The organism is Paracoccus sediminilitoris (assembly GCF_003259195.1).
Classification (GTDB): domain Bacteria; phylum Pseudomonadota; class Alphaproteobacteria; order Rhodobacterales; family Rhodobacteraceae; genus Paracoccus; species Paracoccus sediminilitoris.
The window spans coordinates 80,793-100,367 of sequence record NZ_QJPK01000004.1; the positions used below are offsets into that span (position 1 = coordinate 80,793).

Sequence of the window (19,575 nt, forward strand, 5' to 3'; positions counted from 1 at the left end):
CTTCAGTCATTGGGTGATCCAGACCAGGCGGGATGCCCTTCCTGTCCGATCAGACGTTGCAGCCGAGTCACGGCGTCGCGCAGCAGCGGGCCGACCTCGGCATGGATGCGGGCGTCGGGCAGGACATCGTCCAGTGCGCCGCAGGAAAAGGTGACCGGTCCCGCCAGACGCGACGACCGGAAGGGCACCGCCACCGCCGAGATGTTGCGCGAATAGCGAAGGTTGTTGCGCACCACGGCATAGCCTTGGGCGATCAGCTGGCTGCGCCCTTCCATCCGCAGGTCGGCCAGGCTGCCGCCATCCAAGGGCGGTTCGGGGTGATCGGCGTGCAACCCCGCGAATTCCTCGCGCGTGCTGGCCCCCAGCCAACCCAGCCCCGAGGACGACCCGCCGATGGGCAGCCGGTGCCCGACCTCGAGCCAGATGGACGCCGCGCGGCGCGGACGCCAGGTCCGCATCAGCGCGATCTTGTCGCGGTCGCGCACGGCGAACAGGACCAGCGTCCCGGTTTCGTCGGCCAGCGCCTGCATCATGTCATGGGCGGGGTCCAGGAAGGACAGCGACGCCGCCGCGACATGGCCCATCGCCAACAGCGTCGGCCCGGGGCGATAGCGGTCGGCCCGCTGCGGCTGCGTCAGGTAGCCAAGGCAACCCAGCGTGAAGGTCAGCCGCGACACGGTCGATTTCGGCAGGCCCGTGCGTTCCGCGATCTGGGCATTGGTCAGACCGTCATCCCCCGCCCGGAAGGCGCGCAGCACCGACAGCCCCCGCGCCAGCGTCGTGGCGAAGTTGCGGTCATCCGCGTAGTCGGGGCGGGGGTGTTCGCTCATGTCGTCACATCGAGGCCGGGATGATGATCGAGATGATCGGGAAGGCCAGCAGGATGATCAGCACCACGAAATCGATCAGCAGGAAGCGGCTGACCCCGGCAAAGATCTTGTCGATGCCGACATTCTTGGTGACGTTGCTGACGACGAAGACGTTCAGCCCGACAGGTGGCGTGATCAGCCCGATCTCCAGCAGCTTGACGACGATGACGCCGAACCAGATCAGGTCCATGCCATAACCCTCGACCAGCGGGATCATGAAGGGCAGCGTCAGGACCATGATGCCGATCGGGTCCAGGAACATCCCCAGCACCAGATAGATGACCACGATCACGAAAAGCAGCATGACATAAGAGAGCTGCGCATCCTCGACCATGCCGACGACGGCGCCCGCGACCCCGGTCAGCGCCACGAAGCTGACGAAGATCTTGGCCGCCCCCGCGATCAGGAAGATGGCCGAGGTCTGGACCAGGCTTTCGCGGATGGCGCGCCACAGCACATCCAGGGTCAGGCGGCGTTGGGCGAAACCGATGGCGGTGGTCAGCACGACGCAGACGGCCGCGGCCTCGGTCGCGGTGAAGATGCCGCCATAGATGCCGCCGACGATGACGACGAACAGCAGCAGCGCGGGCCACGCGGCGATCGCGGCCTCGGTCTTGCTGGCGCCATCCGACGATCCGCGCGGCGCGGCCGACGGATCGCGCGACACCCACCATGCGATGACCAGCAGCATCCCGGCCAGCGACAGCAGCCCCGGCAGGATCCCGGCCAGGAACAGCTGCGCGATCGAGGTCTCGGTGAAGATGCCGTAGAGGATGAACAGCACCGATGGCGGGATCAGCGACCCCAAGGTGCCGCCCACCGCCACCGATGACGTGGCCAGACGCGGGTCGTAGCCCATGCGCAGCATTTCCGGGACGCAGATGCGGCCCATGGTCGATGCGCAGGCGATGGACGACCCCGAGATGGCAGAAAACCCGCCGCAACCCAGGACCGACGCCATCGCCACGCCCCCCGGCACCGTCCGCAGCCAGACCGCCGCCGCGTCATAGATGCGCGTCGTGATCCCGGCATAGAAGGCGATATTCCCAAGCGCCACGAACAGCGGCACCATCGACAGGTCATAGGAATGAACCAGATCGAAGAAATTCGACAGCACGACCGAACTGGTCGGGTTCAGCGCCCGGTCCGGCGACCAGCCGCCGGTGCGAGTGGCATAGACGAGGAAGGTGCCAAGGCTGGCGACCCCCGCCAGCACGAAGGCGATGGGAACCCGCATCGCCAGCAGGATCAGGACCAGCGCAAGCGCGGCCAAGCCGATCGTCATGGCATCCATCAGTTCACCTCTTGTCCGTCAGCGTCCACGATGCGCCCCGTGGTCGCGACCTGCCGCAGGTCGCCCACCAGCAGGATGACCAGCCGCACCCACATAAGCGCCAGCCCCGCAAAGAACAGCGCCAGCCCCGGCCAGCGCGGCAGGTTCAGGTCGCCATAGTAGAATTCCCCGGACGTCCAGGTCTGGCCCAGCATCCGTTGCGCCGCATAGATCAGCGGCAACAGCGCCAGCACGCCCACAAGATGGCCCAGCACGATCAGACGCGCCTGCACCGCCTGCGGCATGCGATCGCTCAGGAAGGTGACGGCGACGTGGCTGCGCGCGGCAGTCGCCGCCGCCATGGGCAGCATCACGGCCGCGACCATCAGTTCGCGCACCATGATGATGGCATCGGGCAGACCCGTTCCGAAGGCCGCGCGCATCACCACGTTCACGAAGATGACGCCGCCCAGCAACACAAGGGCCAGCACTGCAAGGTCCAACAGGGTCCGCTCGATCAGTTTCATGGGATCACCCGCGTTCCCAGGGATAGCCCTGTTCGTCCTTCTCGGCGGCGTATTTGGCGATCAGATCCTGATATTCCTGCAGCAGCGCCTGACCGTCCAGACCTGCGGCGTCGGCGCGCCCGGCCCATTCGTCCAGGTATTTCTGGCCTGCCTCGGTCAGCTTTGTGCGGTCCTCGTCGGAAAAGCGGACGATTTCCTTGCCCTTGTCTTCCAGGATCTTGATGGATTCTTCATTCGCCTGGCCGATGATGCGACCAAATTCGTCGGCCAGCCCCTCGCCGGCGGTCATGATGACCTCCTGCTCCTCGGGGGTCAGGGCGTCGAACATCGACTTGTTCATCATGATGCCCAAGGCACCGATCTGGCCCCAGTCGATGAAGGTATAGCTATCGAAGACTTCGTCGAATTTCAGCGCCGCGACCAGATAGGAATAGGTCTGCGTGCAATCGATCAGCCCGCTTTCCAGACCCTGGTAGGCCTCATAGACGGACATGTCGACCAGGTTGGCCCCCATGTCGCGGAAGGTCTGGCCATAGGCGCCGACACCGCGGACCTTCTTGCCCGCGATGTCGTCGACCGTCTTCACGGCCGGGCCCTTGCAGCCCATCTGAACCGCCGAGGTGGTGTAGGTCCCGACATAGACCAGGTTCTGCGCGGCCAGGTTCGCCTTGATCGATTCGTTGTTGCGCATCAGATCGTCGGTGGCCTTCATGCCCACCCAAGGGTCGGGATTGTTCATCGGCAGGTCGGCGATGCCATAGGCGACCATGTCCTGCGGGAAATAGACGCCGATGACGCTGCCCAGATCGGCCACGCCGTCGCGCAGCGACTGAACGGCCGCCTTTTCGGAAAACAGCGCGCCCCCCCAGTTGATGTCCAGCCGCAGGTCGCCGCCGGATTGTTCGGCCACCTGGTCGGCGAACCATTGCGTTGCCTCGGCGCGCGCGCCGCGGTTCGGACCCGGTTCGCCATAGATCAGAACCTTTTCGGCAAATGACGGAGCGGCGAGCGCCAAGGTCAGCCCAGCTGCCATCAGCGCCGTCTTGCAAGACTGCGTGGTCATCGTGAAACCTCCTCCCTGTTTCAATATGCAGGCTGCCATTCCGCAGTGCGGAACGCAATCCCGAATTGACCGAAACGTGAGCAGCAATGTATCTGGCGGTCTTTCGCCTAATGGCTGATGTTGCATGCTGCATGATCGGAGCTTTCAGATGACCCCGCACCGCGCCACCTTCCTTGCGATGGCCCTGCTGACCGCAATGGCCCCGGCAGGCCCAGCTTTGGCCCAGGACGACACCCCCTTCGACGCGGCCCAGATCGAAGCCGCGCAATATGGCGGCGGCGACCTGCCCCGCGGGCGGACACCGCTGACCGCCAAGGTGCAGATTCTGCTGGACCGTTCGGGCACGTCGCCTGGCGTGATCGACGGTTTCAAGGGCGGCATGAGCCAGAGCGCGATCAAGGCATTCGAACGGCGCACGGGACTGCCCCAGGACGGCGTGATGGACCCGCATGTCTGGAACCTGCTGCAGGCCTTTGCCACGCGCCCCGTGACCCAGACCTATGTCATCACCCCCGAAGACGCCGAAGGGCTGGTCGATGCCATCCCCACCGACTATGCCGAAAAGGCGCAGATGGCGGCGATGGCCCATACCAGCGTGGCCGAACGCCTGGGCGAGCGTTTTCACATGGATGAAAAATTTATCCAGTTTCTGAACCCCGGCGTGCCCTTGGTTCCCGGATCGACCATTCAGGTCATGGCCCCCAACAGCCCGATTCGCGGCCAGGTCGCCCGCATCATCATCGACAAGGCCAACCGCCGCGTGGCCGGTTATGACGCCAATGGCCGCATGGTCGTGGATTATCCCGCCACCATCGGATCAACTGCCACGCCGTCGCCCGCGGGGTCGCATAATGTGAAGACCGTGGCGCTGAACCCGAACTATACCTACAACCCGGACGTCAACTTCAGGCAGGCCGGCAATGACAAGCCGCTGATCGTGCCGCCGGGGCCGAACGGTCCCGTGGGTACTGTCTGGATTGGCCTGACCAAGCCGACCTATGGCATCCACGGCACCCCGACCCCGTCGCAACTGTTCAGCAACCAGTCCAGCGGCTGCGTCCGCCTGACCAACTGGGACGCCCAGGAACTGGCCGGCATGGTCCGCATCGGCGGCACCTCGGTCGAGTTTCTGGAACCGGGCGTGACCATCGCGGATGTCACGGGCGCTTCGGGGGCCACGACGCCGCCGGTCGCCGACATCGCCATGCCCGAGGGCACGACCGAACCGACGCTGCCACAACCCGCCGAACCGCTGGCTCTGCCGGACCCGACGGCACCGGCCGCCGCCACCGCCCCCGAGGCGACGACCCTGCCCGCCCCGGCCACGCCCACCGATGCGGCACCCGAGCCTGAGGCGCCCGCAGGCGATCCCCTGACCGATGCCCTGGACGAGGTTCTGCCCCAAGGCTTCGTCGTGCCGCCCGTGTCCGAGCCCCAGCCGTGAGGAGCAAGGCGGTCCTGACGCCGGCCCTGACCCTTGCGGTCATGGCCTGGGCGGCGGGGGCGGCGGCGCAGGATGAACGCCCGCCGCTGCGCCCCACCCCGCCCGTCACGACCGGACAGATGCAGGGCCCGCCCGCCCCGCCATCCGCAACGCCGGACGGGGTGGGCGCGACCGAGGACGATCAGGACTTCGCCGCCTGCCGCCTGGCGCTTGCGCTTTTGGGCACCAGCTATACCCTGCTGCCGCCGCAGAGTGACGCCGATGACCCCGATTGCGGCATGGCGCGCCCGCTGCAGGTGCGGCAGATCATCCCCGGCGTTCCCCTGTCCGGAGAGCCGGTGATGCGCTGCGACACCGCGCGGGCCTTGGGGTTCTGGACGCGCGACTTTCTGCGCCCTGCCGCCGCCTTGCTGGATGATGCGCCGCGCCTCAGCGGTATCCAGACCGGACCCGGATATAACTGTCGTGCCAGGATCGGCACCGGCGCCGACCAGCCCAAGCAGTCGGAACACGCCTATGGCAGCGCCATAGACATCGCAGGTTTCGAATTCGACGACGGATCGGTGATTACGGTCGAACCGCGCACCGACAGCGGCAGCCAAGAGGAAAGCTTTCAGCGCGCCGCGCGCGGCACCGCCTGTCTGCTGTTCACGACGGTGCTGGGACCGGGCGCGAATGCCGCCCATGACAACCACCTGCACCTTGACCTTGCGTCGCGCAACGGCGGCTGGCGGCTTTGCGAATAGATCAGCGGCTCTGGCGTTCCAGATCCAGATAGGTGGGATCAAACCGCGCCAGGCTGGCCAGACCCTGCCAGTCGAGGATGGTGATGTCCGCCCCCGACCAACGGATCAGGTTCCGGTCGCGCAGATCGCGCACCGCCCGGTTCACGTGAATGGGCGAATATCCCAGAATATCCGCCAGTTCCCGCTGCAGCAGATTCAAGGAGAACTGATAATCGCTGGCCGCGCCCACGGCGTTCAGGCGGGTATAGATCTCGCACAGCAGATGGGCCAGATGGGCGCTTGAGCGCAGCGAGGCCGCTGCCACCAGCCATTGCCGGTGGATCGCCGCGTCGATCAGCGTCGCCATCCACAAAAGCCGCGTCAGGTGGGGAAAATTCTCGGTCATCTCGACCAGTTCGGAATGATCGATGAACTCGACCTCGACCGAACCGACAGCGACGACAGCATGCTCAAGGCCCGCCAGCACGAAGCCGTGCAGGTCGACGAAATCCCCCGGAACGTGCAAGGCGGTAATGACCCGTTCCTTGGGGCGACCGACCAAACTGTGGGACCGCGCCGAAAGACCGCGCAGCATCATGCAGCTGCGTGTGGCGGACCGATCGGCGGGAACGATGACCTCGCCCGGTGCAAAGCTGGCATGCTGGGTCGGAACGGCGCGCAGCCACTCCAGATCGCGCGGGGAAAGGGTGTCACGTCTTTGAAGAAAACGGATAAAATATTCAGTGATCGCCATTTTACCCACCTCCTTTCCAAGGCTTCGGGACACTTGCAAATCGCGATTCTGCGCGCAATAGCTCCCGCATGATGTTTAACAATGATTAAGCAGTTAAACAGTTTTCGCAGCGTTTGGTTTCAACGTCTTGGCCCCACTTGGCGCAGGGCCAGTTCCAGCGCGGTGAAGCTTTCGGCGACCGTAGCAGTTTTCTTCGTCGTGAAATCGTCCAATTTGGGGAACAGCCGGACGGCCTCGTCCAGTTTGGGGTCCGAACCCGGCGCATAAAGACCGGCGCGAATCATCAGCTCGGATTCGGCATAGGCGCCAAGGGCCGCGCGCGCCCGCATGATCAACGCGTTTTCCGGTGCGCTGGCGGCATCCGGCAGGGATCGCGACACCGATCTGACGACATCGACGGCGGGAAAGCGGCCACGTTCCGCGATGGCCCGGTCCAGGACCACGTGCCCGTCCAGCGTGCCGCGCAGGATGTCGGCCACCGGTTCCTCCATGTCGGACCCCGCGACAAGGACGCTGAAGATGCCGGTGATGTCGCCCGCGCCTTCGGGACCGGGGCCGGACCGTTCGGCCAGACCCATGATCAGCCCCGAGACCGAGGGCGGAAAGCCGCGGAAGCTGGCCGGTTCGCCCGCAGCCAGCGCGATCTCGCGATGCGCTTCGGCAAAGCGGGTGATGCTGTCGGCCAGGAACAGCACATGCTTGCCCTGGTCGCGGAAATGTTCGGCCACGCTCATGGCGGCCCAGGCGCAGCGGCGGCGCAGCAGCGGTGACTGATCCGACGTGGCAGCCACGATGACGGCGCGCTTCATGCCTTCGGGGCCCATCGTCTTTTCGACGAATTCCCGCAATTCGCGGCCCCTTTCGCCGATCATGGCGATGACCACGACATCCGCCTGAACCCCCTTGGCCATCATCGACAGCAGCGTCGATTTCCCCACCCCCGACCCCGCAAACAAACCCACGCGCTGTCCCGCCACCAAGGGCAGCAGCGTGTCAAAGACCGCCAGCCCCGTGTCCAGCCGCGCACCAAGCCGCTTGCGAGTGACGGCGGGCGGGGCATCGGTGCGAAACCCGCGTTCCTGCACACCCTGCGGCAGCGGGCGACCGTCCAGCGGCCGGCCAAGCGGATCGACGATGCGCCCCACCCAGGCATCGCAGGGCGCGATGCGCGGCGCGTGCAGCAATTCGACCTGCGCGCCGACCGACAGACCCTCGGTGCCGCCTTCGGGCAGCACCTCGGCATGGTCCGGGGCCAGGCCCACGATCTCTCCGGTCAGGGTGTCGGCGCTCAGCGTGATCGCCACCCGGTCCCCAAGCGAGGCGCAGCCGTTCAGACCCTCGACCCGGATCAGGCCCGCGCGGATCGACTGGACCCGCCCGTAATGGGTGACCAGCCGCATCCGCGCCAGGCGCCCCGCAATCGATTCCAACCTGTCCATCACTTCACCCCGATCTTTTCGTCCTCATGAAAGGGTTTCTAAAGGAATCGGGGTTAAGACCGGGTTTATCGTGAATGAGGAGAAGCCTCATGTTTGAGAAGATCGAAATGATGCGGATGGTCCATGCCATGGGCCAACACGTGTCGCAGCGCCAGCTTGTGGTGGCGCGCAACATCGCCAATGCGGACACGCCCGGATATCGGGCCGCCGACATGCAGGATTTCGACGAAAGCTATCGTCAGGCGTCCCTGGGCGGGGATCTGCGGGTCACCAGCCCGCGCCATCTGCCCAGCCCCGAATGGGCGCTGCAGGCGGGGCGTGTCGTCGATACCGGCCAGCAGGCATCCCCCAACGGCAACACCGTGTCGCTGGAGGAGGAGATGGTCCGCGCCGCCGAGATCAAGCGGGACAACGACCTGTCGCTTGGCATCTATCGGTCCGCGCTGGACCTGATGCGGACCAGCCTTGGCCGCCGATAAGGGAACGAAATCATGACCGAACAGATCAGCGCGCTGCGCCTTGCGGCATCCGGCATGCGCGCGCAAAGCGAACGCATGCGCCACACGGCCGAAAACATGGCCAATGCCGACACGCCCGGCTATCGCCGCAAGCTTGTCACCTTTGAACAGGCCACCGATTTCGGCCGCCCCACGGGCGAGGTTCAGGCAGGTCGCCTGCAGCTGGACCAGACCCCGCTGCCCAAGATCCACGACCCCAGCCATCCGATGGCCGATGAACAGGGCTATTTCCAAGGCTCGAACGTCGATGTCGTCATCGAGATCGCCGACAGCCGCGAGGCCGGTCGCAGTTACGAAGCCAACCTTCGCATGTTCGAACAGAGCCGCCAGATGGGCAGCGCGCTGCTTGACATCCTCCGTCGCTAGAAAGGCAACAGCAGATGATTTCCGGATTGAACGCCGCCAACGCATATTCCGCCGCCCGCAGCGCCGTGGCCCCTGACGGGCAGGCATCGGGCACCGCCAAGCTGGGCCAGATGGCGCAGGATTTCGCCGCCCACATGGACCAGGTCGACCAGGTCGCCACGGGCGCGATGACCGGCCAGGTCAACACCCACCAGCTGGTCCAGACCATCGCCGAGGCGCAGATGGCCATGGAGACGGTCGTGGCCATCCGCGACAAGGTCGTCGAGGCCTATCAGGAAATCCTGCGGATGCCCGTGTGATGCCGGAAACCATTCTTTTCGACATGCTGCGGCAGGCGCTGCTGATCGCAGTGCGGATCTCGGCCCCGCTTCTGGGGGTGGCGCTGATCGCGGGCGTGGTGATCGGCCTCTTTCAGGCGCTGACCTCGATCCAGGAGATGACGCTGACCTTCGTGCCCAAGGTGGGGCTGATGCTGGTCGTGTTCTGGGTCTCGATGAGCTTCATGACCACGGCGCTGTCGGATTTCTACCTGGGGCAGATCATCCCCCTGATCGCGGAAAGCTGACGCCATGGACAACGCCATCTATGCCAGCCTGACCCGCCAATCCGGCCTGATGCGCGAAATGCGCGTCGTGGCCAACAACATCGCCAATGCCAGCACCACCGGCTTTCGCCGCGAGGGGGTGATCTTTGCCGAACACCTGTCGGCGCTGGACCGTCAGGGCGGCACGCTGTCCATGGCCGATGCCCGCGGACGGATGCTGGACCTGAACCAGGGCGTGCTGACGCAGACGAACAACAACCTGGACCTGGCGATCGAGGGCGACGGCTTCTTCATGGTCGAGACCCCCGAAGGCATCCGCCTGACCCGCGCCGGGGCCTTCATGCCCGGCCCCGAGGGCGAATTGATGAATGCCGACGGCAACCGCCTGCTGGACGAAGGCCAAGCGCCGATCATCCTGCCCGCAGGGGCCAGTTCGGTGTCGATCGGGGCGGACGGCACGCTGTCGTCGAACGGTCTGCCCTTTGGTCGCATCGGGGTCTTCGCGGCGCCCGAAGGCGAAACGCCCACCCAGGCGGGCGGTACGCTGTTCAGCGTCCAAGGCGACCCGCAACCCACCGAGGAGCCCCGCATCCGGCAGGGTTTCCTGGAGGAGTCCAACGTCGACCCGATCATGGAGATCACCCGCATGATCGAGGTCCAGCGCGCATACGAGCTGGGCCAGTCCTTCCTTGACCGCGAAGATCAGCGCATCCGCAGCGCGATCACCTCGATGACCCGATAAGGAACCAGCCATGAGAGCCCTGCAGATCGCCGCCACCGGCATGAGCGCCCAGCAAACCCGCGTCGAGGTCGTGTCGAACAACCTCGCGAACATGTCCACGACCGGCTATAATGCGCGTCGTGCCGAATTCGCCGACCTGCATTACCAGCAGGCCGCCCGCCCCGGCAGCGTGACCGCCGCCGACGGGACCGTCATTCCCGCGGGCGTTCAGCTGGGCCTGGGCGTGCGCCCCACCGCTGTCAGCGTCAACCTGCAACAGGGCGCGCTGACCGCGACGGGTGGCGATCTGGACCTGGCCATTGAAGGCGACGGCTATCTGGAGGTCACGCTGCCCTCGGGCCTACCTGGATATACCCGCGATGGCGGGCTGAAGCGGTCGCCCGACGGGCTGATCGTGACCTCTGACGGCTATCCGGTCGTGCCGGAAATCACCATTCCCGATGATGCGCGGTCGATCTCTATCAGCGCAGGCGGCGAGGTGAACGCCTATTTCAACGACCGGGTCGAACCGGAACTGCTGGGCCAGCTGACCCTGGCGGGATTTTCCAACGAAAAGGGCCTCGAGGCGATCGGATCGAACCTGTTTATCGAAACCGCCGCGTCCGGGGGGGCGCAGGTCGTCAATCCGGGCCAGGACGGTCTGGGCACCCTGCGGCAGGGCTATCTGGAGGAAAGCTCGGTCGACGCGGTGCGCGAGGTGACCGAGCTGATCAAGGCACAGCGCGGCTATGAACTGAACGCCAAGGTCATCACCGCCGCCGACCAGATGCTTGGCGCAACCACGCAGGTGCGGTGATGCGCGCCCTGATCCTGGCACTGGCGCTGCTGCCCGCGGGGGCATGGGCTGGGGGGCTTGGCGCCGCCCACACCCTGCCCGCCGGTCATGTCATCGCGGCGGGCGATCTGCGCGTCATCGACACCGACCGTCCCGGCCTGACCGACCCTTCAGCCGCCATCGGCATGCAGACCCGCATCACCGTCTATGAAGGCCGCCCCCTGCACGCCAACATGCTGCGCCCGCCCCGCGTGGTCGCCCGCAATCAGGTCGTCCGCCTGTCCTTCCTGCGCGGCGGCCTGCGCATCGACACCGAAGGGCGCGCCATGGATGACGGTGCGACGGGCGACATGATCCGCGTGATGAATGTCGGATCGCGCAGCACCATCACCGCGCAGGTGATGCCCGACGGCACCCTGGCCGTCATCAACTGACAAGGAAATCCCCGATGAAACCCGCCCATCTTCTGTGCCTTGCCCTGTCGGTTGCCGGATGTTCGCGCGCCGCAAATGTCGGCCAGCCGCCCGAGCTGACCTCACCCCGCGAAACCGAGGAGTTTCTGGCGATGACCAACCCGCCGCTGGACCTGGTCCCCGATTCGGGCCGCCCCGAGGCCGCGGCCTCGCTGTGGGCGGGGACGCAATCCTCGCTGATCAGCGACCGGCGCGCGGCGGTCCGCGGCGATATCCTGACCGTCGTCATCCAGATCGACGACCAGGCCGAGATCAGCAACAGCTCGGGGCGCAACCGATCGGCGGGCGAGAGCGTGTCGATCCCGCATATGGCCGGCATTCCGCAGCGTCTGGCCGACAAGCTGCCCGAAGGGGCCAGCTTCGACGATCTGGCCGACGCCTCATCCTCTTCCAGCTACAAGGGCAGCGGCAACATCTCGCGCCGGGACAAGATGACCCTGCGCGTCGCGGCGACCGTCGTGGACAGGCTTCCGAACGGCACCTTGCAGATCGAAGGCACGCAGGAGGTCCGCGTCAATTTCGAACTGCGCGAACTGACCGTCAGCGGCTTCGTGCGCCCCGGCGATGTCGATCGCAGCAATGAGATCGCCTATGACCGCATCGCGGGGGCGCGCATCTCCTATGGCGGGCGCGGCCAGATCACCGACGTTCAGCAGCCGCGCTATGGCCAGCAGATCGCCGATATCCTGCTGCCCTACTGAGGAACGCCCGCATGATCCGCAAACTGATCCCCATCGCCCTGCCCGTCCTGGCCCTTGTCGGCGGTGCCTTCGGCGGCGACATGCTGCGCGCACCCGCAGACCCGGCCGCGCATGATGCAGCCGCCGCGGACGACCACGCCGCGCCCGCCGATGATCACGCCGCGCCCGCGGACGACCACGCCCCAGCCCCCGACGATCATGCCGCGGCCAGCGACGATCACGGGGGCGGCGATGACCATGCTGCCGCCGGCGAAGACGGGTGGTTCACCTTTCCCACCCAGTTCTTCGTCCCCCTGGTCCGGCAGGGCGACATGGGCGACCTGATGATCATCACGCTGACGCTGCAAACCGACGGCGCCAGCCTGGAGGCGCTGCGCAAGAAGGAACACGCCCTGCGCGACGCCCTGCTGCGCCAGTTGCTGATCCATGCCAATACCGGGGGCTTCGACGGCAATTTCACGGCCGACCGCAATCTGGTGGTCTTGCGTCAGGAACTGGCCAAAGCGGCGACGGGTGTGACCGACCTGCCAATCAAGGCGGTCCTGATCGAGGATATCGCCCGCCAGCAGGGCTAGGCCTTGCCCCCGGGCGGGTGACAGGTCAGAACCCAAAAGGCCGGGCGGCGTCCCGGCCTTTCCGCGTTCCGCACCCGAGGTTTCTCATGTCCGCCCATGTCGTGATCCTGCTGGCCAGCTATCAGGGCGGCGACCACATCGCCGCGCAGCTGGACAGCATCGCGCGGCAGACGCATGCGGATTGGTCGCTGATCGTGTCCGATGACGGTTCGCGCGACGACACCTGCGCGGTCGTGCGCGACTTTGCGGGACGCATGCGCCCGGGGCAGGTGCAACTGGTCCAGGGACCAGCGCAGGGGGCGACCGCGAATTTCCTGACCTTGCTGGACCATGCGCCGCGCGGGGCAATGATCGCATTTTGTGATCAGGACGATCACTGGCTGCCGCAAAAGCTGGAATGGGCCGTCGAATACCTGTCCCGGCAGAACGGCCCCGCGCATTACGCCGCCCGCACCATCATCACCGACCGGCAGCTGCGTCCACTGACCCAATCGCGGTACTTTCCGCGGCCCTTGGGCTTTCGCAACGCGGTGGTGCAGGCGATCATGGCGGGCAACACCTCGGTCTTCAACGCCGCCGCAGCGGATCTGCTGCGCCAAGGTGCGCCTTTCGCGCTGAAGGCCGGCGTCCTCTCGCATGACTGGTGGGCGTATCAGCTGACCTCGGGGGTAGGGGCGGCGATGTGGCACGATCCGCGCCCCGCACTGCTTTATCGCCAGCATGACCGCGCCGAGGTCGGACGCAACGATACGTTGCCCGCCTTGGCAGCCCGACTGCGCAAATTGCTGGTCGGCGATTTTGGTGCCTGGATGGCCGCCAATCACGCGGCTGTGGTTCCGATGCAGGACCATCTGACCGCGCAGAACCGTGACATTCTGGCTCGTGTCGACAAGATGCTGTCGCAACCAGGACCAAAAGCCCTGCTGACGATGCGTCAGGCAGGGCTCTATCGTCAGACGCGTCCGGGCAATGCGGCATTGGCCGCGACGGTGGCGGCAGGGCGGCTGCGCCGCCGCTGATCATTCGATGATCAGGTCGGCGTGCAGCGCCCCGGCCGAATGGATCGATTTCAGGATGTCGATCATGTCGCGCGGCCGCACCCCCAGCGAATTCAGCCCATCCACCAGATCGGACAGGTTGGTTTCGCCCGCCACTTCGACAAAGCCGATGCCGGGTTCCTGACGCAGTTCGACATTGGTGCGGGGAACGGTGACGGTCTCTCCTTCGGCGAAGGGATTGGGCTGCGACACCAGCGGCGCTTCGCTGACCCGCAGGGTCAGGTTGCCCTGGGACACCGCCACGCGCGAGATGCGCACCCGTTCGCCCACGACGATGGTGCCGGATTTGTGGTCGATCACGACCTTGGCGCGATCCTCGGGCTCGATCAGCAGATTTTCGATGCGGCCGACGACCCGCGCGGGGTTCACGTCGCCCAGGCTGCGGAAATTCACGACCACGGTGCCGCTGTCCAAGGTCACGGCCAGCGCCTTGTTGAAGTCGCGGTTGATCGCGTCCTCGACCCGGGTGGCGGTGGTAAAATCGGCGTTGCGCAGGGCGATGCGGATATCGTCGATGCCGGCAAAGTCGAACTCGACCTCGCGCTCGACCCGCGCGCCGACGGGGATGCTGCCGGTCGTGGGGACGCCTTCGACGACGCGGGCCGCGTCACCCTGGGCCGCGACGCCACCCGCGATGATCGACCCCTGCGCAACGGCATAGATGTTCCCGTCCGCCGCCTTCAACGGCGTCATCACCAGCGTCCCACCCAGCAGGCTTTTCGCATCACCAATGGCCGAGACGCTGACATCAATGCGGCTGCCCGATCGTGCAAAGGCCGGCAGGGCAGCGGTCACGATGACCGCGGCCACGTTCTTGGACCGCAGCGCCTCGTCGGTGACGTTGACGCCAAGGCGTTCCAGCAGGCTTGCCAGCATTTCCTCGGTGAAGGGCGCGTTGCGCATCCCGTCGCCGGACCCGTCCAAGCCGACCACAAGGCCATATCCCACCAAGTCGTTTCCGCGCACGCCGTCGAAATCGGCCAGGTCCTTGATACGGACCGGGATCGCCATGGCCGAGGTCGCGACGATCAGCCAGACCATGAAGGCTGTGACAAGGGCCCGCATCACAGGTAATCCACCAGGTTCAGGCGCGACAGGCGCGCGGTGACGGCAAACAGGGTTTCGATCTGGGTCTGGACCTCGGTCAGGGCGGTCGCGGTCTCATAGGGGTCGGCGCGCCGGATGTCGTTGCGCGACACTTCAAGCGTGCTGAGGACCGAGGCGTTTTCCGTTTGCGCCCGGGTCACGGCCTGCTGTTCCAATCCGACCCGGCCCATTTCGCCCAAGAGCCCAGCATCGGCGGCGATCAGGGCGTGACCGCTTTGCCGCAGCAACGCTGCTCGTTCATCGGTTTGGCCTGCCAACGCGCCACGATCCAGGATCGCCGCCGTCGCCAGCCCCTTGAGCAGATCGCGCACCGCAGGCGCGGCCGCCGAGGTCGTGACCTGCACGGTTTCGCGTTCAGTCACGGGTATGGTCGCGCCCTCGCCGGTCGTGCCGCGATAGGCATTGTCCAGAAAACCGCCCGCCCCTGCCGGTGCATCGAACCAATCCGCAATCGCAGCACCGATCTGATCGGCGGTGGTCAGCCCCGCCGTGACAGCCTCCAGACTGTCCAGCAGCTGATCGGCCGGAACCAGCGGCGGCTGGTCGCTGGCCAGACCCGACAGCAGATAGCGGTTGCTATCCATCCCGTTCAGGCGCTGGATGACGGTGTTCAGGGCATTGGCGACTTCGGTCGCGCGGGTGCCAAGCTGGGCGGTGCTGGCCGCAAAGGGATCGCTCAGCAGGTTCACGCCCAGATCGTTCGTGACCGAACGGACCCCGCTGAAGACATCCTGGATGGCCTGCAGCTGGACCGCCGCCTCGGCGGCGTTCTGCTGCAGTTGCGTGGTCCGCGACAGGCGGCCTTCGATCTGATGCAAGGCGCGGGTGTTCCCCTCCAGCCTTTGCCCCACATCCGCGACCTCGCCCGAGGACATTTCCTGCGTCAGGGTCGTCATCGTGGTCTTCAGCCTGTTGGTCGCCTGCTGCATCGCATAGTTGCGGGCCTGATCGCCGATACTGTTCAAGCTCATGATTCAAATCCCCAGAATCTGGTCTAGCATCTCGTCCACGGCACGCAGCACACGCGCATTGGCGGCATAGCTCTGTTCGTATTGCAGCAATTTCTGCATCTCGGCATCGCTATCCACGCCGTCGGCCAGAATGCTGGACTGGATGGTCGATTGGCGGCTGCTGCGAATGGCCAGGTCCGCATCCGAATTCACGCGGCCCGTCGACACTTTCGCCTCCAAGGTGCCAAAGCGCGTCCCCAGCGTGGCCGTGCCCTGCAAACCGTCGGATGTCGGTGCGCGCGTGGCATCTAAGGCGGCAATCATCCCGTTGAGGATGCCCGAAGCCCCTACCGGACCCTGCGTTGCGGCCTGCAGGCCGTCGCGCAGACGCCAGGCTGCACCATCAAGGGCGGCATTCAAGGTCAGCCGACCGGCAAGACCCGTGATCGTGGCGACGGCAGCCTTGGCGCCCTGATCCGTGAACAACCCCGCATCCCCTGCGGCAAGGGTGGGGTCAACCTGCGGTGCCGCCAGGCGTTCCTGAAGGTCGAAGGCCAGGGCGTCCAGGTCGGCTTGCAGATCCGGGCCCAGCTGGTCGCGGATCTGGAAATTCGCCTGCAACGAACCACCACTGAACAGGCGCATCTGGGCCTGGCTCAGGGGCGTGCCATTGAAGGTCAGCAGTTGAAGCGGTGCGCCGACCGTCTGGCCTGCCGTGACCTGGGACGCGCCTTGAAATTCGATCCGAGCCGGCAGGCTGCCATCCAGAAGCACCGCCCCTTCGGCGGTGAAAAGAGCCACCCGCCCCGCATCGCGCGTCACCTCCTGCACGGGAACGATGCCCGCAATGCGGTCGATCACCTGCTGGCGTTCATCCATCAGCGGAGAGGCGTCGGTCCCGTCCGCATCCAGCACCGCGATGCGCGCGTTCAGATAGGCCACCCGCTCCAGCGACGCATTCAGCACCGCCACATCCGAGGCGATCCCCTGTTGCGCGGTGCTGCGCGCCTCTTGGATGGCGGTCGAGGCATCGTTCAATCGGTTCGCCAGGCTGCCCGCCGTCGTGATGACCTGCGCCAGACGCAGATCATCATCGGGACGCGTCGCCGCCGCCCCCAAGGCCGCCTGAAAATCGTTCAGCGCCGCCCCAAGCGATCCGGTCTGTCCCGGCAGGCCGACCGTGGCCTCCATCCGAACCTGAAAGGCGTTCTTCGTACTGGCGGCCGACAGGGCGGATCCGGCCAGACGCGATTCCGTCAACAGGCTGGAGTTGACGATCCGGACGATGCCATCGACCCGGACCCCGCCCGTGACGGTCTGCGAACTGACCTGCATGTCGCGACGGGCATAGCCGGGCGTCATGACGTTCGACAGGTTTGCGGCCACCGTTTCGGTGCCGCGCGCCGTCGCGGTCAGACCTGACATGGCGCTGGATATGGCCTTGGCAATGCTCATTCATGGCCTCCTGCTGGCGACGATCAGCGTTTGATGTTGGTGGTTTCCTGCAGCATTTCATCGACGGTCTGGATGATCTTCGCGTTCGACGAATAGGCCCGCTGCGTGGTGATCAGATCCGTCAGTTCCTGCGCGATATCCGTGGTCGAGGATTCGCGCGCATAGCCCGCGATCGCCCCCGTCGGTCCGTCGCCCGCATTCCACAGGAAGAAGCTGCCCGAGGCCAAGGACGGCTTGAAGGCCTGGCCTTCCAGCGCGATCAACCCGTTGGGGTTCGACACGTTCACGACCGGCACCCGGTACAATGTCTTGACGAAGCCGGTGTCATAGGTGGCGTTCACCTTGCCCTCGGCATCGACCTCGACCGTGACCAGCTGCCCCACGGGAGAGCCGTTGCGCGAGATGTTCGAGGACGAGAAGCTGGTCGCAAGCTGCTTCAGCCCCGCATCGCTGCCCGGAATGCCGATGAACATGTCCAGCGCCCCGCCGCCGACCTCCAAGGGGACCGTTCCTGTGTCGACATCATAGGGCAGGCCCGAAATCTGCGTGACCTCCTTGATGGTTCCCCCGGCCTCCTGGCTGTCGTCGAATTCGATCTGGAAAGATGAGATAACCCCGTTGCCCGAGGCACTGTCGCGGATTTCGACCATCCAGGTGTTCGACAACTGGCCATTCTGACCTGCGACGGGCGTAAAGGACATGTCCAGCGATTCCGACGTCCCTAGGTTTCCGAAATATTCGACCTTGAGCGGCAGAGTCGCACCGGTTCCATTGGGGCCGGTATCGGTGGCCGGCAGGTTCGCACCGATGCGGACCTGCGTCGTCGGGTCGCCCACGGATTTGTTCGCGTCGATACGGATCGGTTCAAGCGCCGTCGGGGTGTCGCGCGACACCAGGGGCATGCTGCCATCCGACGCCGTGGGCCATCCCATCAGCACCAGCCCGCTTTCGGTGCGCAACAGGCCCTGTGCATCGGGGCGGAAAGAGCCGGTGCGGGTCATCAGCAGGTTGGGCTGGTTGCCGCTGGCGACATCCGCCACCCCGGCGACCGGCAGAAACCCGCGCCCTGTCATCGCCAGGTCCAGCGGATTCGAGGTCGTCACGACCGCCCCATCCTGAGAGATGATGCGCTGCGTGGCGCCCCTGACGCCCCCCGCCGTGTAAAGCCCGGTGCCCTGCCCCACGACCATCGAGTCGAATTCGGTTTCGACGCGCTTGTAGCCATAGGTCGAGGCGTTCGCGATATTGTCCGAGATGGTCCCGAGCCGCGACGAGTTTGCCGCCAGCCCGGCCACGCCGGCATTCATTGCAGAGGAGATGGACATGGACAGACACCCTTCCGGTTCAGTGTTGTCCACCAATCTGTCCGACAAGGCTTAAGATTCGGATAATGCCGGATCAGCGCAGCAGGATTAGTTCGATCCGGTTGTTTTCCGGGGCCATCGGATTGCCCGAACGGTTCTTGCGGTCGGCATATCCGCTGACCCGCTGGATTCGCTTTTCGTCAAAGCCCGCCCGTTCCAGCAGGTTGCGCACGGTATGCGCGCGGGCATCCGACAGGGGCCAGACCGGGTTCGCGACCATCATTTCGGGATAGGCGCGCACATGGCCCGACAACGCGATCTGGTTGCGCGTGCGGCCGATGACCCGGGCGATCACCGCGACCAGATCTGTCAGTTCGGGCATGGGCTGACCGGTATCCTCGACGAACAGAGGGGCGTCTGTCAGGTCGGTCAGCTCGATGACCAGCCCTTCGTCGGTCATGCGCGTCACGACATGCTTCAGCAGGTTGGTCAGTTGCATGGATTCCGCGCCCGTCCCGGTCAGGCTGTCCTGGACCGCCTTGGCGACCTGGTCGAAATCGCCGGCATTCTGACTATCGGGCAAGGCGGCCTGAATGGCGTGGCGAACGCCGTCTTCGGTGCCGTCACCGGCCGCACCCATGCTGCGGGCGACGCTTGGCGTGAAATACTGGGCCAGCCCCTTGCGCTGTTCCTCGCTGGTGGCGTTCAGCAGCCACATCAGCAGGAAGAAGGCCATCATGGCCGTCACGAAATCCGCATAGGCGACCTTCCATGCGCCGCCATGATGGCCGCCCTCCGGGGCGGCCTCGATCCGTTTGATGATGATCGGCGCACCATTTGCACCCTTGCCCCCAGCCATGTCGCCAACCCTTCCTAAATGTCACGGACCAATGTCGCCCCTGACAGGGTTGCA

General features: G+C 65.6%; 23 protein-coding genes. 12 read left to right on the forward strand and 11 right to left on the reverse strand.

The window, feature by feature from the left end:
* Nucleotides 1-2: 2 nt before the first annotated feature.
* From DKT70_RS06915 to DKT70_RS06930, 4 genes are read right to left on the reverse strand one after another with little or no spacing between them, the layout of a single operon-like run.
* The gene (locus tag DKT70_RS06915; protein WP_111558454.1) at nucleotides 3-830 is read right to left on the reverse strand and encodes an IclR family transcriptional regulator; all 828 of its coding nucleotides are present in this window, start codon (nucleotides 828-830) and stop codon (nucleotides 3-5) included.
* A 4-nt stretch (nucleotides 831-834) separates the two neighbouring features.
* Nucleotides 835-2,163 carry a TRAP transporter large permease gene (locus DKT70_RS06920; RefSeq protein ID WP_111558455.1) on the reverse strand — a complete coding sequence of 443 codons (1,329 nt, stop codon included), beginning with the start codon at nucleotides 2,161-2,163 and terminating at the stop codon, nucleotides 835-837.
* Nucleotides 2,163-2,669 carry a TRAP transporter small permease gene (locus tag DKT70_RS06925; RefSeq protein WP_111558456.1) on the reverse strand — a complete coding sequence of 169 codons (507 nt, stop codon included), beginning with the start codon at nucleotides 2,667-2,669 and terminating at the stop codon, nucleotides 2,163-2,165. Before DKT70_RS06925 ends, DKT70_RS06920 begins: the two co-directional genes overlap by 1 nt.
* A gap of 4 nt (nucleotides 2,670-2,673) precedes the next feature.
* On the reverse strand, nucleotides 2,674-3,732 hold the full coding sequence (locus DKT70_RS06930; protein ID WP_111558457.1) for a C4-dicarboxylate TRAP transporter substrate-binding protein: 1,059 nt from the start codon (nucleotides 3,730-3,732) through the stop codon (nucleotides 2,674-2,676).
* Nucleotides 3,733-3,880: 148 nt separating this feature from the next.
* Between DKT70_RS06930 and DKT70_RS06935 the strand changes: the two genes are divergently transcribed.
* Together DKT70_RS06935 and DKT70_RS06940 are read left to right on the forward strand one after the other, a co-directional pair.
* A complete protein-coding gene (locus DKT70_RS06935) occupies nucleotides 3,881-5,176 on the forward strand; it encodes a L,D-transpeptidase family protein (protein ID WP_233490461.1) in 1,296 nt (431 codons plus the stop codon).
* Nucleotides 5,173-5,922 carry an extensin-like domain-containing protein gene (locus DKT70_RS06940; RefSeq protein ID WP_111558459.1) on the forward strand — a complete coding sequence of 250 codons (750 nt, stop codon included), beginning with the start codon at nucleotides 5,173-5,175 and terminating at the stop codon, nucleotides 5,920-5,922. Before DKT70_RS06935 ends, DKT70_RS06940 begins: the two co-directional genes overlap by 4 nt.
* Before the next feature lies 1 nt (nucleotide 5,923).
* Here the strand turns inward: DKT70_RS06940 and DKT70_RS06945 are convergent, their stop codons facing one another.
* Both DKT70_RS06945 and DKT70_RS06950 read right to left on the reverse strand, forming a co-directional pair.
* The gene (locus DKT70_RS06945) at nucleotides 5,924-6,655 is read right to left on the reverse strand and encodes a Crp/Fnr family transcriptional regulator (RefSeq protein WP_111558460.1); all 732 of its coding nucleotides are present in this window, start codon (nucleotides 6,653-6,655) and stop codon (nucleotides 5,924-5,926) included.
* Nucleotides 6,656-6,774: 119 nt separating this feature from the next.
* Complete coding sequence (locus tag DKT70_RS06950) at nucleotides 6,775-8,097, reverse strand: FliI/YscN family ATPase (protein ID WP_407672195.1); 1,323 nt, start codon at nucleotides 8,095-8,097, stop codon at nucleotides 6,775-6,777.
* An 86-nt stretch (nucleotides 8,098-8,183) separates the two neighbouring features.
* Here DKT70_RS06950 and DKT70_RS06955 point away from each other — a divergent pair, with 86 nt between their 5' ends.
* The 10 genes from DKT70_RS06955 (at nucleotide 8,184) to DKT70_RS07000 (ending at nucleotide 13,807) form a co-directional block, all read left to right on the forward strand.
* Nucleotides 8,184-8,573 carry a FlgB family protein gene (locus DKT70_RS06955; RefSeq protein WP_111558462.1) on the forward strand — a complete coding sequence of 130 codons (390 nt, stop codon included), beginning with the start codon at nucleotides 8,184-8,186 and terminating at the stop codon, nucleotides 8,571-8,573.
* A gap of 12 nt (nucleotides 8,574-8,585) precedes the next feature.
* The gene (gene flgC, locus DKT70_RS06960; protein ID WP_111558463.1) at nucleotides 8,586-8,978 is read left to right on the forward strand and encodes a flagellar basal body rod protein FlgC; all 393 of its coding nucleotides are present in this window, start codon (nucleotides 8,586-8,588) and stop codon (nucleotides 8,976-8,978) included.
* Nucleotides 8,979-8,992: 14 nt separating this feature from the next.
* Nucleotides 8,993-9,277: a flagellar hook-basal body complex protein FliE gene (gene fliE / locus DKT70_RS06965; protein ID WP_072295733.1), complete on the forward strand. Its 285-nt coding sequence runs from the start codon at nucleotides 8,993-8,995 to the stop codon at nucleotides 9,275-9,277.
* Nucleotides 9,277-9,543: a flagellar biosynthetic protein FliQ gene (locus tag DKT70_RS06970; RefSeq protein ID WP_111558464.1), complete on the forward strand. Its 267-nt coding sequence runs from the start codon at nucleotides 9,277-9,279 to the stop codon at nucleotides 9,541-9,543. Before fliE ends, DKT70_RS06970 begins: the two co-directional genes overlap by 1 nt.
* A 4-nt stretch (nucleotides 9,544-9,547) precedes the next feature.
* Nucleotides 9,548-10,264 carry a flagellar hook-basal body complex protein gene (locus tag DKT70_RS06975; protein ID WP_072295731.1) on the forward strand — a complete coding sequence of 239 codons (717 nt, stop codon included), beginning with the start codon at nucleotides 9,548-9,550 and terminating at the stop codon, nucleotides 10,262-10,264.
* Between the two features lie 10 nt (nucleotides 10,265-10,274).
* Nucleotides 10,275-11,060 carry a flagellar basal-body rod protein FlgG gene (flgG, locus tag DKT70_RS06980; RefSeq protein ID WP_111558465.1) on the forward strand — a complete coding sequence of 262 codons (786 nt, stop codon included), beginning with the start codon at nucleotides 10,275-10,277 and terminating at the stop codon, nucleotides 11,058-11,060.
* Nucleotides 11,060-11,473, forward strand: a complete 414-nt coding sequence (gene flgA / locus DKT70_RS06985; RefSeq protein ID WP_111558466.1) for a flagellar basal body P-ring formation chaperone FlgA — start codon at nucleotides 11,060-11,062, stop codon at nucleotides 11,471-11,473. The genes flgG and flgA overlap by 1 nt, the downstream gene beginning before the upstream one ends.
* A gap of 14 nt (nucleotides 11,474-11,487) precedes the next feature.
* Nucleotides 11,488-12,213, forward strand: coding sequence for a flagellar basal body L-ring protein FlgH (gene flgH, locus DKT70_RS06990; protein ID WP_111558467.1), 726 nt, complete (start codon nucleotides 11,488-11,490; stop codon nucleotides 12,211-12,213).
* 11 nt (nucleotides 12,214-12,224) lie between these two features.
* Nucleotides 12,225-12,788, forward strand: coding sequence for a hypothetical protein (locus tag DKT70_RS06995; RefSeq protein WP_111558468.1), 564 nt, complete (start codon nucleotides 12,225-12,227; stop codon nucleotides 12,786-12,788).
* Nucleotides 12,789-12,874: 86 nt separating this feature from the next.
* Complete coding sequence (locus DKT70_RS07000) at nucleotides 12,875-13,807, forward strand: glycosyltransferase (protein ID WP_111558469.1); 933 nt, start codon at nucleotides 12,875-12,877, stop codon at nucleotides 13,805-13,807.
* Here the strand turns inward: DKT70_RS07000 and DKT70_RS07005 are convergent, their stop codons facing one another.
* The 5 genes from DKT70_RS07005 to DKT70_RS07025 all read right to left on the reverse strand — a co-directional run bounded on the left by DKT70_RS07005 (nucleotide 13,808) and on the right by DKT70_RS07025 (nucleotide 19,521).
* On the reverse strand, nucleotides 13,808-14,911 hold the full coding sequence (locus DKT70_RS07005; RefSeq protein ID WP_111558470.1) for a flagellar basal body P-ring protein FlgI: 1,104 nt from the start codon (nucleotides 14,909-14,911) through the stop codon (nucleotides 13,808-13,810).
* Nucleotides 14,911-15,924, reverse strand: a complete 1,014-nt coding sequence (locus DKT70_RS07010; RefSeq protein ID WP_111558471.1) for a flagellin — start codon at nucleotides 15,922-15,924, stop codon at nucleotides 14,911-14,913. Before DKT70_RS07010 ends, DKT70_RS07005 begins: the two co-directional genes overlap by 1 nt.
* Before the next feature lie 3 nt (nucleotides 15,925-15,927).
* Nucleotides 15,928-17,358 (reverse strand): flagellar hook-associated protein FlgK, encoded by a 1,431-nt coding sequence (flgK, locus tag DKT70_RS07015; RefSeq protein WP_111558472.1) that lies wholly within the window; start codon nucleotides 17,356-17,358, stop codon nucleotides 15,928-15,930.
* Nucleotides 17,359-17,381: 23 nt separating this feature from the next.
* The gene (locus DKT70_RS07020; protein ID WP_111558473.1) at nucleotides 17,382-18,683 is read right to left on the reverse strand and encodes a flagellar hook protein FlgE; all 1,302 of its coding nucleotides are present in this window, start codon (nucleotides 18,681-18,683) and stop codon (nucleotides 17,382-17,384) included.
* 73 nt (nucleotides 18,684-18,756) lie between these two features.
* Nucleotides 18,757-19,521, reverse strand: a complete 765-nt coding sequence (locus DKT70_RS07025; protein ID WP_111558474.1) for a flagellar motor protein MotB — start codon at nucleotides 19,519-19,521, stop codon at nucleotides 18,757-18,759.
* Nucleotides 19,522-19,575 lie beyond the last annotated feature (54 nt).

Bases quoted from the DNA above. Each gene is read 5' to 3' on its own strand.
- DKT70_RS06915 (WP_111558454.1), bottom strand. From the start codon at position 830: ATGAGCGAACACCCCCGCCCCGACTACGCGGATGACCGCAACTTCGCC.
- DKT70_RS06920 (WP_111558455.1), bottom strand. From the start codon at position 2,163: ATGGATGCCATGACGATCGGCTTGGCCGCGCTTGCGCTGGTCCTGATC.
- DKT70_RS06925 (WP_111558456.1), bottom strand. From the start codon at position 2,669: ATGAAACTGATCGAGCGGACCCTGTTGGACCTTGCAGTGCTGGCCCTT.
- DKT70_RS06930 (WP_111558457.1), bottom strand. From the start codon at position 3,732: ATGACCACGCAGTCTTGCAAGACGGCGCTGATGGCAGCTGGGCTGACC.
- DKT70_RS06935 (WP_233490461.1), top strand. From the start codon at position 3,881: ATGACCCCGCACCGCGCCACCTTCCTTGCGATGGCCCTGCTGACCGCA.
- DKT70_RS06945 (WP_111558460.1), bottom strand. From the start codon at position 6,655: ATGGCGATCACTGAATATTTTATCCGTTTTCTTCAAAGACGTGACACC.
- DKT70_RS06955 (WP_111558462.1), top strand. From the start codon at position 8,184: ATGTTTGAGAAGATCGAAATGATGCGGATGGTCCATGCCATGGGCCAA.
- flgC (WP_111558463.1), top strand. From the start codon at position 8,586: ATGACCGAACAGATCAGCGCGCTGCGCCTTGCGGCATCCGGCATGCGC.
- fliE (WP_072295733.1), top strand. From the start codon at position 8,993: ATGATTTCCGGATTGAACGCCGCCAACGCATATTCCGCCGCCCGCAGC.
- DKT70_RS06970 (WP_111558464.1), top strand. From the start codon at position 9,277: ATGCCGGAAACCATTCTTTTCGACATGCTGCGGCAGGCGCTGCTGATC.
- DKT70_RS06975 (WP_072295731.1), top strand. From the start codon at position 9,548: ATGGACAACGCCATCTATGCCAGCCTGACCCGCCAATCCGGCCTGATG.
- flgG (WP_111558465.1), top strand. From the start codon at position 10,275: ATGAGAGCCCTGCAGATCGCCGCCACCGGCATGAGCGCCCAGCAAACC.
- flgA (WP_111558466.1), top strand. From the start codon at position 11,060: ATGCGCGCCCTGATCCTGGCACTGGCGCTGCTGCCCGCGGGGGCATGG.
- flgH (WP_111558467.1), top strand. From the start codon at position 11,488: ATGAAACCCGCCCATCTTCTGTGCCTTGCCCTGTCGGTTGCCGGATGT.
- DKT70_RS06995 (WP_111558468.1), top strand. From the start codon at position 12,225: ATGATCCGCAAACTGATCCCCATCGCCCTGCCCGTCCTGGCCCTTGTC.
- DKT70_RS07000 (WP_111558469.1), top strand. From the start codon at position 12,875: ATGTCCGCCCATGTCGTGATCCTGCTGGCCAGCTATCAGGGCGGCGAC.
- DKT70_RS07005 (WP_111558470.1), bottom strand. From the start codon at position 14,911: ATGCGGGCCCTTGTCACAGCCTTCATGGTCTGGCTGATCGTCGCGACC.
- DKT70_RS07010 (WP_111558471.1), bottom strand. From the start codon at position 15,924: ATGAGCTTGAACAGTATCGGCGATCAGGCCCGCAACTATGCGATGCAG.
- flgK (WP_111558472.1), bottom strand. From the start codon at position 17,358: ATGAGCATTGCCAAGGCCATATCCAGCGCCATGTCAGGTCTGACCGCG.
- DKT70_RS07020 (WP_111558473.1), bottom strand. From the start codon at position 18,683: ATGTCCATCTCCTCTGCAATGAATGCCGGCGTGGCCGGGCTGGCGGCA.
- DKT70_RS07025 (WP_111558474.1), bottom strand. From the start codon at position 19,521: ATGGCTGGGGGCAAGGGTGCAAATGGTGCGCCGATCATCATCAAACGG.